Source organism: Spirosoma migulaei (assembly GCF_054776855.1).
The window spans coordinates 164,777-177,171 of sequence record NZ_BAAHBG010000006.1; the positions used below are offsets into that span (position 1 = coordinate 164,777).

General features: G+C 43.9%; 12 protein-coding genes. All 12 read left to right on the plus strand.

Going from position 1 to position 12,395, the window contains the following annotated elements:
- Nucleotides 1-75 precede the first annotated feature (75 nt).
- The 12 genes from ACYVGO_RS08785 (at nucleotide 76) to ACYVGO_RS08840 (ending at nucleotide 12,345) form a co-directional block, all read left to right on the plus strand.
- The gene (locus ACYVGO_RS08785) at nucleotides 76-618 is read left to right on the plus strand and encodes a YceD family protein (protein WP_142776329.1); all 543 of its coding nucleotides are present in this window, start codon (nucleotides 76-78) and stop codon (nucleotides 616-618) included.
- Nucleotides 619-703: 85 nt separating this feature from the next.
- A complete protein-coding gene (gene rpmF, locus ACYVGO_RS08790) occupies nucleotides 704-898 on the plus strand; it encodes a 50S ribosomal protein L32 (protein WP_142776330.1) in 195 nt (64 codons plus the stop codon).
- Between the two features lie 146 nt (nucleotides 899-1,044).
- Complete coding sequence (plsX, locus tag ACYVGO_RS08795) at nucleotides 1,045-1,986, plus strand: phosphate acyltransferase PlsX (RefSeq protein WP_460968941.1); 942 nt, start codon at nucleotides 1,045-1,047, stop codon at nucleotides 1,984-1,986.
- Nucleotides 1,987-2,085: 99 nt separating this feature from the next.
- On the plus strand, nucleotides 2,086-3,069 hold the full coding sequence (locus ACYVGO_RS08800) for a beta-ketoacyl-ACP synthase III (RefSeq protein WP_460968942.1): 984 nt from the start codon (nucleotides 2,086-2,088) through the stop codon (nucleotides 3,067-3,069).
- Between the two features lie 105 nt (nucleotides 3,070-3,174).
- A complete protein-coding gene (efp, locus tag ACYVGO_RS08805; protein ID WP_142776333.1) occupies nucleotides 3,175-3,738 on the plus strand; it encodes an elongation factor P in 564 nt (187 codons plus the stop codon).
- A gap of 96 nt (nucleotides 3,739-3,834) precedes the next feature.
- Nucleotides 3,835-4,314, plus strand: a complete 480-nt coding sequence (accB, locus tag ACYVGO_RS08810) for an acetyl-CoA carboxylase biotin carboxyl carrier protein (RefSeq protein ID WP_142776334.1) — start codon at nucleotides 3,835-3,837, stop codon at nucleotides 4,312-4,314.
- Nucleotides 4,315-4,442: 128 nt separating this feature from the next.
- Nucleotides 4,443-5,786 carry an acetyl-CoA carboxylase biotin carboxylase subunit gene (gene accC, locus ACYVGO_RS08815; RefSeq protein ID WP_142776335.1) on the plus strand — a complete coding sequence of 448 codons (1,344 nt, stop codon included), beginning with the start codon at nucleotides 4,443-4,445 and terminating at the stop codon, nucleotides 5,784-5,786.
- 144 nt (nucleotides 5,787-5,930) lie between these two features.
- Entirely contained in the window at nucleotides 5,931-7,583 is a 1,653-nt protein-coding gene (locus ACYVGO_RS08820; RefSeq protein WP_142776336.1) for a sodium:solute symporter family transporter, read from the plus strand.
- Nucleotides 7,584-7,621: 38 nt separating this feature from the next.
- Nucleotides 7,622-8,677 carry a serine hydrolase domain-containing protein gene (locus ACYVGO_RS08825; RefSeq protein ID WP_460968943.1) on the plus strand — a complete coding sequence of 352 codons (1,056 nt, stop codon included), beginning with the start codon at nucleotides 7,622-7,624 and terminating at the stop codon, nucleotides 8,675-8,677.
- Between the two features lie 82 nt (nucleotides 8,678-8,759).
- The gene (locus ACYVGO_RS08830; protein ID WP_142776338.1) at nucleotides 8,760-9,614 is read left to right on the plus strand and encodes an inositol oxygenase family protein; all 855 of its coding nucleotides are present in this window, start codon (nucleotides 8,760-8,762) and stop codon (nucleotides 9,612-9,614) included.
- A gap of 158 nt (nucleotides 9,615-9,772) precedes the next feature.
- Complete coding sequence (locus ACYVGO_RS08835) at nucleotides 9,773-11,209, plus strand: hypothetical protein (RefSeq protein WP_460968944.1); 1,437 nt, start codon at nucleotides 9,773-9,775, stop codon at nucleotides 11,207-11,209.
- Between the two features lie 203 nt (nucleotides 11,210-11,412).
- On the plus strand, nucleotides 11,413-12,345 hold the full coding sequence (locus ACYVGO_RS08840) for a hypothetical protein (RefSeq protein WP_460968945.1): 933 nt from the start codon (nucleotides 11,413-11,415) through the stop codon (nucleotides 12,343-12,345).
- Nucleotides 12,346-12,395: the final 50 nt, after the last annotated feature.

Sequence of the window (12,395 nt, forward strand, 5' to 3'; positions counted from 1 at the left end):
TTTTTTAACACATCACTTTCCTGATTAACAAACAATTCGTACCTTTGCGGTCTTATTTTGGATCGACCAATCGAAGTGAACCCATTACGCGCATACGACATTCATATTGTCGGTCTTGACAACAAACGTTACGAGTACGATTTCACGTCGGACAACTCGTTTTTTGTCGCGCTGGAGCAGGAATTGATCAAGGCTGGTACTGTTAAGACACATTTGGTACTTGAGAAATCCGAAACGATGATTCGGCTTGATTTTCATATCGTAGGGGTAGTTGAACAAACCTGCGATCGGAGTCTGGACGAATACGATGAGCCTGTTGATACCCGTCAATCAATGTTGCTTAAGTTCGGCGACCACAACGAAGAGTTGAGCGACGAAATCGAGCTTATCGAACGGAATACAACAACGATTAATGTAGCCCGCTACATTTTTGAGTTCATTAGCCTTTCACTTCCTATGAAACGACTTCACCCTCGTTTCCGGGACGAAGAAGAGGAGGAGGATGAAGAAAACGGTAAAGTTATTTATCGTTCCGGTGACGTAGAAAGTAACGATGCAGACGACCAGCAGACTATTGACCCCCGCTGGGCCGCTTTGCGAAAACTGAGTGATAATTAATTCGTTTGACGTTCGTGGTTTGAAGTTGTTACTGCACCTTCAATAATGGACTACAAACCGTAAACTATAAACTACAAACTTAACAATGGCACACCCCAAACGACGCCACTCCAGCACCCGGCGCGATAAACGCAGAACACATTACAAAGCTACCCCAGTAGCTCTTTCAACCGACGCTCAAACAGGCGAAGTGCATCAGCGCCACCACGCCCACGTTTTTGAAGGAAATCTGTTCTACAAAGGGCAAATGGTTATTGAGAATTACGCCAAAACGGCCTAAATCTTACTGATTGCTGAAAAGTATTTCGTTGACGTCTTTCCGAAGATGAACGCGAAATACTTTTTTATTGCCCGTCACCTCCCTATTTTTACGCGTATTTAGTTTATAATCCAGCTTACCTGGGAGATATTGAACAAACCGAGTCAATGAAAATTGCAGTGGACGCAATGGGTGGCGATTTCGCTCCCGAAGCAATTGTGGAAGGAGTTATACTGGCCGCTGCTGAATTGCCGGAACATGTAACTATTGTGCTGATTGGAAAGCAGTCTGTTGTTCAGGAGCTCATGCAAAAGCACAGTGCAGATGCAGTTGCCAACATTGAACTGGTCAACGCAGAGGACGTTATCGAAATGAGTGAGCATCCGACCAAGGCGCTCTCACAGAAGCCCAATTCCAGTATTGGAGTTGGGTTTAAGCTTTTGAAAGACGGCCAGGTCAACGCGTTTTGCAGTGCTGGTAATACGGGAGCAATGCACGTAGGTGCTCTGTTCAGTATTAAAGCGATTGAAGGCATTTTGCGTCCATGTATTGCGGGTTTTGTTCCGCAATTAACTGGCGGCTATGCAGTTATGCTCGATATTGGAGCCAATGCTGATTGTAAGCCCGAAATGCTGGCTCAATTTGGCGTGGTGGGCTCGATCTACGCCCAATATATTTTTGGCATTGACCAGCCTCGGGTTGCCTTGATGAATATTGGTTCGGAAGAGCAAAAGGGGTCACTCGTTGCACAGGCGGCACATCAACTACTGAAAGAAAATCGTCGAATTAATTTTGTTGGAAATATTGAAGGGGGAGACTTCTTTGAAGGAAAAGCCGATGTAATTATAACGGATGGCTTTACGGGCAATACCATGTTTAAATTAGGGGAATCCTTTTATAAGGTTGCCAGCCAACGTGGTATCAGCGATGAATTCCTGGATAAAACCAATTATGAATCTGTGGGTGGGAGCCCAATTTTGGGCGTTAATGGCAATGTGATTATCGCCCACGGAATCTCGTCGCCCTTAGCCATAAAAAACATGATTAACCTGGCCATCCGGCAGGTTGAGTCCAATGCATACACTAAAATTGCACAAGCACTGAGTTAGTTTGCTGTTTACAGTTTACAGTTGGCTATCGCATGATAGTATAGTAAGGATGCGTCAGCTAACGATAAACCGTAAACTGAAAACTTTCCAATATCACTTATGAGTAAAGCTGCCATAACAGGAATCCACGGCTACGTTCCCGACTATGTGCTGACCAATGCCGAATTGGAGCGTATGGTGGATACAAATGATGAATGGATTACAAGCCGCACCGGTATTAAAGAACGACATATTCTGAAAGGCGAAGGCATGGGTTCTTCGCACATGGGTGCAAAGGCTGTGGCAGGTTTGCTGGAAAAGCTTAACATTAAGCCGGAAGAAGTCGATTTACTCATCTGCGCCACTACCACCCCCGATTATGTGTTCCCCTGTACCGCCAATCTCATCTGCGATATGGTTGGTATTCGAAATGTCGGAAGTTTCGATATTCAGGCAGCTTGCTCGGGTTTCTTATATGCACTTACCGTTGGTTCCCAATTTATTGAAACAGGTAAGTATAAAAAAGTAGTGGTTGTTGGAGCCGATAAGATGTCGGCTATTGTCGATTATACGGACCGGACTACCTGTGTCCTGTTTGGCGATGGAGCCGGTGCTGTCATGCTCGAACCGAATGCCGATGGCTTTGGCATCCTGGATTCTATTATCAAATCGGATGGAATTGGGCAAAACCATTTATTCCAGAAGGCCGGGGGTAGCCGTTACCCACCCACCCACGAAACGGTAGAAAAACGCTGGCACTACGTTTATCAGGATGGGCCTTCTGTCTTTAAGTTCGCCGTGAAAAACATGGCAGACGTATCAGCAGAGATCATGGAGCGTAATCGCCTTTCAGGGTCTGATGTCGCTTGGCTAGTGCCTCACCAGGCAAATAAACGTATCATTGATGCCACTGCACACAGAATGGGAATCGAGTCGGAGCGGGTCATGATGAATATCCATAAGTATGGCAACACGACAGCAGCCACGATTCCACTGTGCTTATTCGATTACGAGTCTCAGCTCAAAAAGGGCGACAATTTAGTGTTAGCCGCTTTTGGTGGAGGCTTTACCTGGGGAGCCGCTTATGTGAAGTGGGCCTATTAACTCTTAAATGGGTAATGAACAATGTATAATGGGCTTAACCAAACACGTTAGCTCAGTTTCTGTTTTATTATTCATTTTACATTAATCATTATTCATTAATAAAAAATGGCAACGACCGCAGATATCCGCAACGGACTGGTCTTAAATTACAACAACGACCTTTTTCAAATAACAGAATTTCAACACGTTAAGCCAGGCAAAGGTGCTGCGTTCGTACGTACCAAACTGAAAAGCCTGACAACGGGTCGCGTGATTGATAATACCTTCAACTCGGGAGCAACAATCTACCCTGTGCGTGTTGAACGCCGAAAATTCCAATATCTTTACAAAGATGAATCCGGGTATAACTTCATGGATCAGGAGTCATTTGATCAAATCAACCTCGACGAAAAACTTGTTGAAGGAGCTGATCTGATGAAAGAAGGCCAGGAGGTCGAAATTCTGATCAATGCCGATGCCGACACACCCCTTTCCTGTGAGTTACCACCGTTCGTTGAGCTGGAAGTAACCTATGCCGAACCAGGCATCAAAGGCGATACAGCCAACAGCCCCAAAAAGCGGGTTGAAGTAGAGTCGGGAGCTAAAATTATGGTGCCGCTATTTATCGAATCTGGTCAAAAAATACGGGTTGATACCCGCACACGCGATTACGTAGAACGAGTGAAATAAGTTTTTGAATGATGAATTATAAATGATGAGTATACCAAGCTGATTGTCATTCATAATTCATCATCGCTCCGGCGACCCGGTCATCATCCAAAAGCTATGAGTACACAAGATATTCAACAACTAATCGACTTTATCTCGCAATCGGGCCTGGATGAAGTCAATATCGAAACAACTGACCTGAAAATCAGCGTCAAACGGTATGGACAAGGCGCTCCTGTCGCTCCCGTTGCTGCACCAGCAGCTCCGGCTCCAGTTGCACAGGCGGCTCCGGTAGCTAGCATGCCAACAGCTGCGGCCACGCCAGTAGTATCGGCACCAAAAGCTGATACGTCGAACTACATCACCATCAAATCGCCGATGATTGGCACCTTCTATCGGTCGGCGAATCCAGAATCGCCCATGTTTGTAGAAGTGGGTGATAGTGTCACCGAAGGCAAAGTTGTTTGCATCATCGAAGCCATGAAGCTCTTCAACGAAATCGAGTCGGAAGTATCGGGCCGCATCGTGAAGATTCTGGTAGAAAATGCCACTCCAGTCGAATACGACCAACCGCTGTTTTTGGTAGAACCCATTTAATTTAATGAGTGAATGAGCGAATGACCGGGCCGCCGGAGCGGTGATTGAGTGAATGTAGGCATGCATCAGCTATTCATTCACTCAATCACTCATTCGCTCATTCGCTCATTCACTCATTCACTTAGACCATGTTTAAGAAAATATTAATCGCCAACCGGGGAGAAATCGCGTTGCGAATTATCCGCACTTGCCGCGAAATGGGCATTAAAACGGTGGCCGTTTACTCAACTGCCGACCGCGATAGTTTACATGTACGTTTTGCCGATGAAGCTGTTTGTATTGGTCCACCCACTAGTAAACAGTCTTACCTAAGCATTCCCAATATTATTTCGGCCGCCGAAGTAACCGGTGCCGATGCTATTCACCCTGGTTACGGATTTCTATCTGAAAATGCTGAGTTCTCGCAAATCTGCGCGGATTACGGTATTAAGTTTATTGGCGCTACTGCCGAGCAGATCAACGGCATGGGCGATAAAGCCACGGCAAAAGCAACTATGCGTGCTGCCGGTGTTCCGGTCATTCCGGGTTCCGACGGTCTGCTCGAATCGGTTGAGCAGGGCAAGAAATTATCGGCCGGGATGGGCTATCCCGTTATTGTGAAAGCAACAGCGGGCGGAGGTGGTCGTGGTATGCGTATTGTCCGGTCTGAAGCTGATTTTGAGAAAGCCTGGAATGATGCCCGTACAGAAGCTGGCGCTGCGTTTGGCAACGATGGCCTCTATCTGGAAAAATTCGTTGAGGAGCCTCGCCATATTGAAATTCAGATCGTAGGGGATCAGTATGGCAAAGTTTGCCACTTGTCGGAGCGTGATTGCTCCATTCAGCGTCGACACCAGAAATTAGTGGAGGAAACACCCTCTCCCATTGTTTCCGACGATCTTCGGCAGCGTATGGGCGAAGCGGCTATCAAAGGGGCACAGGCCATTGGCTATGAAGGTGCCGGAACGGTAGAGTTTCTGGTTGATAAACATGGAGAGTTTTATTTCATGGAAATGAACACCCGGATTCAGGTAGAGCACCCAATAACCGAAGAAGTTACGGATTTCGACCTGATCAAAGAACAAATTAAAGTGGCGGCTGGGGCTGAAATTTCAGGCCGAAATTATACCCCGAAACTCTTTGCCATGGAGTGTCGGATTAATGCCGAAGACCCGGCCAACGGTTTCCGGCCATCACCGGGCAAAATCACGAACCTGCATTTCCCGGGTGGTCATGGCGTTCGAATCGATAGCCACGTTTATAGCGGCTATACCATTCCGCCGAATTATGACTCCATGATTGCGAAATTAATTGTGTCGGGCCAGTCGCGAGATGAGGTTATTACGCGTATGAAACGTGCTTTGCAGGAATTCGTAATCGAAGGCATAAAAACCACGATTCCGTTTCATATTAAACTGATGGACGATCCTAAATTCCGCTCTGGACAGTTTACTACAGCCTTTTTAGAGACGTTTGATTTTAGTAAACTGTAAGGAGTAACGTGGACATCTTGTCCGCAAAGAGAAAACGTACAGGCCATATTACTATGCGGACATCTTGTCCGCGTTACATTAGAAAAACCTAGGTGACTTGCTTTAGTGACAAGTTACCTAGGTTTTTTCATTTTACCCACCCGTATGAATCATCTCGCTACAGCCGATTACATCGTTTTCTTAATCTATTTTATCATCGTTGTTGGCTACGGCTATTGGATCTACCAGCGAAAACGCTCATCCCAAATGAGCACCACAGATTTCTTTCTGGCAGAGGGCTCCTTAACCTGGTGGGCTATTGGGGCTTCACTGATAGCCTCAAATATTTCGGCAGAGCATTTCATTGGTATGGCGGGTTCAGGCTTTGCAATGGGGCTAGCCATTTCATCGTATGAGTGGTTCGCAGCGGCTGTGCTCATTATCGTAGCTGTATTTTTCATTCCAATCTACCTCCGAAACCACATTTACACTATGCCGCAGTTTCTGGCGCAGCGGTACAGCGATACGGTCAGTACGATTCTGGCAATATTCTGGCTGGTGGTTTATGTATTGGTCAACCTTGCCTCTATCTTGTATTTGGGTGCCATTGCGATTGAGTCATTGGTAGGCATTTCCTTTACAGTCTGCACGATTGGACTAGCCGTGTTCGCCATTTTTATTACATTAGGTGGGATGAAAGTTATTGGGTATACCGACGTAATTCAGGTAGTTGTACTGATTTTTGGTGGACTAGTCATTACTTATTTAGCCTTACAGCTAGTCGCAAAAGATACGGGCGATACCGCCATTGGGATGACCAGTGTCTGGAATGGGTTATTGTCTCTGCGGCAACGGGCTGATGGCCACTTTCATATGTTCTTTGCCAAAGGGCATCCGTATTACGATGTTCTACCAGGGATGGCGTTAGTTACAGGTGGCATGTGGCTTAACAACTTGTACTATTGGGGCTGTAATCAATACATTGTGCAACGGGCGCTAGGCGCCGATCTGAAGACTGCCCGAAGCGGGATTCTGTTTGCGGCATTTCTAAAATTAATGATCCCGCTTATTGTCGTTATTCCTGGCATTGCAGCCTTTGTATTATACCAAAGCGGGCCTTTCCGCGCAGCCATGACCGATGCATCGGGAACGGTGAAACCCGACCAGGCTTATCCTGTATTGATGAACTTATTACCTGTCGGAATGAAAGGCCTTGCCTTTGCAGCGCTTACCGCTGCGGTTGTTGCTTCGCTCGCTAGTAAATGCAATTCTATTTCGACCATTTTTACCCTCGATCTATATAAAAAGTACATCGACAAAAACGCTTCGGATAAGAAACTGGTTAGGGTTGGGCGATGGGCTGTTATTGTATCGTTTGCCATAGCGATCTCAATTGCACCTATGTTGCGCTCGCTCGATCAGGTGTACCAGTACATTCAGGAATACACTAACTTTATTACACCCGGTATTTTTGCCATTTTCCTGCTTGGGTTCTTTTGGAAACGGGCTACCAACCGAGCCGCGATGACGGTAGCTCTTCTGACCCTGCCACTATCGCTTTTACTCAAATTCTGGCCAGAAGTGATGGATCTGGTTGGTGTTCAGGCCGATTCGATCCCGTTTCTACACCGAACGACCTGGGTATTCTGCATAGACATCCTGTTAATGGTGCTTGTCTCCTTAACTGATCCAGCCAGTCATGTTCCTCAGAAAGGCATCATTGTTGATCGAAGTTTATTCCGGGTTACCCCTTCCTTTGTCATTGGGTCTGTTAGTATTTTCGGTATTTTGGCAGTCTTGTACACTGTCTTCTGGTAAGATCGATGTTGAAATTTCTGCTGGCTGGGCTACTGCTTATGTCAACTCCTGTGCTGGCTCAACTACGTGAACGGCTTGACTCGCTGATGCGGGCCACGACAAAACCCAATCAGCCGGGGTCTGCTTTGTTGGTTGAGATCGACGGTAAAATCGTTTATCAGAAAGGATACGGCCTGGCCAACGTTGAGAAGAAATCGCTGATTACATCCGAAACTAACTTCCGAATGGCGTCTGTTTCGAAGCAGTTTACGGCAATGGGGGTTCTACTTTTGGAAAAAGAGCACAAATTATCTCTCGATGATCCGCTGGTTAAATTCTTTCCCGAGTTTACCGGGCAAGTGGCCCGGAAGGTGCAGGTACGAAATTTGCTAACTCACTCATCGGGGATTCTGGATTATGAATCGGTTATGAATCCCAACCAGCGAGCACAATTGGTAGACGCCGATGTGCTCACGTTACTGAAAGATCGTGATTCACTTTATTTTGAGCCGGGGAGCCAGTTCCAATACAGTAACTCTGGTTATTGTTTGCTGGCATTGATCGTCGAACGAGTATCAGGGAAGTCATTTGCGTCGTTTATTCAAGAGCGAATTTTTCAGCCTTTGACGATGAATCAGTCGGTTGTTTATGAAGCGGGGAAACCGATGGCTAATCGGGCTATGGGTTACAGGCAAAAAGGGAATACGTTTGTTTTCTCAGACCAGAGCGTAACCAGTGCGACCAAAGGCGATGGTGGCGTCTACACATCGCTTACCGATTATAAGAAATGGAGCAATGCGCTTCAAAATGGAACGTTACTTGATCTTAAGGCGGCTATAACGCGCATGAAGCAAGCCATTCGGTCAAAGCCGGGTAGTTATTATGGGGCTGGCTGGTTTTTCCGTGAGCCAACAGAGCCCGTTTTGTTTCATTCAGGTAGTACGTGTGGTTTTAACAATTATGTGGTAAGCATACCATCAAAGAAGTTTTTGATGGCCTATTTTTCGAATAAAGCCGATAACAAAGCCAATGCCGAAGCCGTTTTAAAAATCCTTACTGATTCGGGTCAGCATGAAGTGGCTAATATCCTGGTATTGGATGAATTAACCCGATAGTAACTTTAGTCCATTTTGTGGCTCTATTGTACTGATTAACAGTAATAAATTTGTAGATTTACCGTCTAAATTTTAGTTCGTCATGATCAGCGAAACCGCCCCCCTTACCAGTCTCGATCAGTGGGAAGACGACCTACTGAGTCGCTACCCAGAACCCGAGCATAAGTCGAAAGAAGACTATCGGAACTACGACACGCCAGAGCGTGATACGGTTCGTGAGTTCTATCGGCTCAATCACACGTACCAGACCTATGATTTCGTGCGGGAAAAGGAGCGCGAGTTTCTGAAATTCGATAAGAAAGAATTGCCGGTTTGGGGTGCTATGGAGTTTTTGAACACCCTTGTTGACGACTCCGACCCCGACACCGACCTCGATCAACTTCAACACCTGCTTCAAACTGCTGAAGCCATCCGTGCCGACGGTCATCCAGACTGGTTCGTACTAACAGGCTTTTTGCACGACATGGGCAAAGTTCTTTGCCTGTTCGGCGAGGCTCAGTGGGCTGTGGTTGGCGATACGTTCCCAGTTGGTTGCAAGCATTCCGACAAGATCGTTTATCCCGAATTCTTCGTTAACAATCCTGACAGCTACGACGAGCGGTATAACACCAAATACGGCGTTTACGAGCCGAACTGTGGCCTGCGCAACGTGCATATGTCCTGGGGGCATGATGAGTATTTGTACCAGATCATGAAAGATTACATGCCCGAACCGGCACTGTACATGATGCGCTATCACTCATTCTACTCGCAACACCGCGAGGAAGCGTATAATCACCTGATGGACGCGCACGATCATGAGCTATTCAAGTGGGTGCGTAAGTTCAATCCGTATGATTTGTATTCAAAAAGCCCAAAACCACCGGTTGTAAGCGAGTTGAAGCCCTATTACGAAGACTTGATTGCGAAATATTTGCCCGCAACACTGAAATTATAAATTACCAATAGACTATATTTCTTTATACGAATTGGGCATATATAGATGTTAAAATTAACATCTATATATGCCCAATTCGTATAAAGAAATATATGCAATTTCAGTAAACTATTAACATGTCGTAAATAAGCTTACACCTTTTGGGCTAACTATATTTTATGCAGTTATTTTATCATTTCCCTGAATCCGCTTTAACCGATTATGACATAATCTATTTACCTGGACCAAACAATAGCTTATCACCCTATAAAAAATATAAAGAATCAACCAATCTATTACCAGGTAAATCTATAAAACCCAGTGCCCTAAAGGCATTAAAAGATCTAAATCTAGTAGAAAAAGACTTAGATACTATTATTAATGAATTTATTGAACTGTACTCGACTATTTTTACTGATCCTGACGAAAAAGAAGATACAGAAGGAATGATTAGGCGGGTAAAAGGCTTAGAGAAGGTTACCGGTCAAACCATTCTTGTTATTTGTGTAAGAAAAAAAGATAAAGAAGTAGTAGGAGGTTTTATACTAGAGCTTCACTATCGAAGTGTTTGCTTATTACTAACTTATATTTTCACAAAACAGAGTGAGCGAGGTAAAGGCTTAGGCTATTCATTTATACAAACTGTACTACCTTACGTAGTTAGCAATTTGATTGATGTTAGCCTTAAAGCTGTTTTCTTGGAAACAGAAAATCCCGCATTTACTCCAGATCACTCAGATATTCTGAAGCGAGGTAATGTAGATTCTAATTCAGAGAATAATCACTTAAAAAGGTTAGCTTTTTTTCGCAAAGCAGGTGCAAAATGGCTTAACATATCCTATACGCAGCCAAAGCTATCAACTGAGCCTGAAGATTTTGGCAACCGCGTATATCATCTATTTTTTCTAATGCTTCCCGATGCTGTCAGGAATAAAAATTTAACAGCAGATAAAGGAACTATATTTAATTTTTTGTTCAATTTCTATAATATACTAGAGCACAGTGATCGAGAAAAATTAGTAAAAAATAACTTTTCAATTAATCTTCAACATGAAGAGAAAAGCCTTGTTGTGGAAGATATTGATTTGTACCGTTCTTATCTTCAGATAGAGCTGCTCGACACACTCTATCAATTTAGCTCTATCGCCAACCACGACCAACAAATTATAAATATTATTGAATTAATTGATAGTTTAAGAAATCAATTTCGTTTTGTAGCGATTCAAGTTAAAAAAATCAAAGAATATACTTACTATCTTACGCAAAGAGGTTTCAATGCGGTATTTATCAAAGAATTAACGCAACTCTTAATTGAAAAAATTACTGGCGTAAATGAAAATCCTAAAAGTACAAATCCTATACTAAACGATGAGTACGAAAAATATTTAGTTGACAACTTGAAACACACCAGTTATAGTAACCTTTATATTAATCAAGGCAACAAGGGTGATATTGACGTAAATAAGGCTGAAAGTTTACCTCAATCACCAATTGATCAGGAGTTTTATCCATTGAACTATATTAGACAAGCTCTTATTAGTATAAAAAAGAGGTATTTACCGATTGATACTTGTTCAAATTACAATGCGTTTATTAGTGATATTCCTGATAGTTAACTTGATCTCGTTTCAAAAGCACGTATTCATTTCAAGCAGATTTTACATGGCTAATATGGCTTAGATTACACGTATACTTTCCAGCTGAGAAGAAAATAAGTACCTATTAAATCTTAAACTTGACCATTCGTTAAAAGTTATTTTTGTCCTAATGTGCTTCGAAGTAACTTTGAGCTAATAAACCATATACAATATCATTCGTTGTGAATCAATATTCCGAATACGCCTACGAAATCGTCTGGATTACTACAGCTAAGGATCTACAAGCACATGTTAAATTAATTGATGATTTCTTTGCCCTTTACGAAGACCCTTCCAACTTTCCAGACCCGGACGAGTTGGAAGAACCCGTATTTATAAAAGAGCGTATACAAGAAGGATCTAATGACCCTCATACGCATTTAATGGCTTATTTATTAGTTAGCCCAGCGGGTGTAAAACAGTTTGTAGCAGGTTGCATTGTTGAGTTTTACCCTGACAGTGCTTGTGGTTTAGTAACGTACCTATTTGTTGATCAGGCATTCCGTGGCGTAAAAATTGGCTCTGATCAGGCAAAAGTGGCAGAATCACTCATACAAAGCGAACAAGGGCTGACTGGCTTAGTGAAATTCTTTACAAAGCAGTATGGACAACAAGTGAAAGCGGTTCTATTTGAGTCTAATAATCCATTTGACACCCTTCCCGAACAGGACTCCATGCCCCCCGCCAAACGACTTAAGTTTTTTGATCGAATGGGTGCTCGGCGCATTGATTTTAACTACATTCAACCACCACTGGGCGATGACAAGGGTATTGTGACAAACCTGTATCTACTATCGTTTCCAAAGCTAACAGGCTTAAACGATTCTATCCCTGTTGAAACAGTCATCAGCTTTGTCATGGAGCTAGCCAAAAGCCTTGACCGCAATAAAGAAGCAACCTCATTGACTCGCTATGGCTATGCAAATTACCTTCATGACTTCAATTCTGTAAAGCAACTTAAAGGCCAGCATAAGCTTGACCCCACCCATCCTGAGTTAATTGGCTTAGCAGCCGACGGCCGTAACATTCTTCGGGAAATGTATGATAATTTGGTCGATCAACGGGTTGATGATCAGTCAGTAGCACTTACCAACATACCAGGAATCGACGTTTAATCAATTCAGTAGTTTATTGTTGCGGTTAACACATTCATTGATTAAGATTA

Coding starts and splice junctions, on each gene's coding strand:
- ACYVGO_RS08800 (WP_460968942.1), top strand. CDS start 2,086: ATGAGTAAAGCTGCCATAACAGGAATCCACGGCTACGTTCCCGACTAT.
- accC (WP_142776335.1), top strand. CDS start 4,443: ATGTTTAAGAAAATATTAATCGCCAACCGGGGAGAAATCGCGTTGCGA.
- ACYVGO_RS08830 (WP_142776338.1), top strand. CDS start 8,760: ATGATCAGCGAAACCGCCCCCCTTACCAGTCTCGATCAGTGGGAAGAC.
- ACYVGO_RS08820 (WP_142776336.1), top strand. CDS start 5,931: ATGAATCATCTCGCTACAGCCGATTACATCGTTTTCTTAATCTATTTT.
- ACYVGO_RS08825 (WP_460968943.1), top strand. CDS start 7,622: ATGTCAACTCCTGTGCTGGCTCAACTACGTGAACGGCTTGACTCGCTG.
- efp (WP_142776333.1), top strand. CDS start 3,175: ATGGCAACGACCGCAGATATCCGCAACGGACTGGTCTTAAATTACAAC.
- plsX (WP_460968941.1), top strand. CDS start 1,045: ATGAAAATTGCAGTGGACGCAATGGGTGGCGATTTCGCTCCCGAAGCA.
- accB (WP_142776334.1), top strand. CDS start 3,835: ATGAGTACACAAGATATTCAACAACTAATCGACTTTATCTCGCAATCG.
- ACYVGO_RS08835 (WP_460968944.1), top strand. CDS start 9,773: ATGCAGTTATTTTATCATTTCCCTGAATCCGCTTTAACCGATTATGAC.
- rpmF (WP_142776330.1), top strand. CDS start 704: ATGGCACACCCCAAACGACGCCACTCCAGCACCCGGCGCGATAAACGC.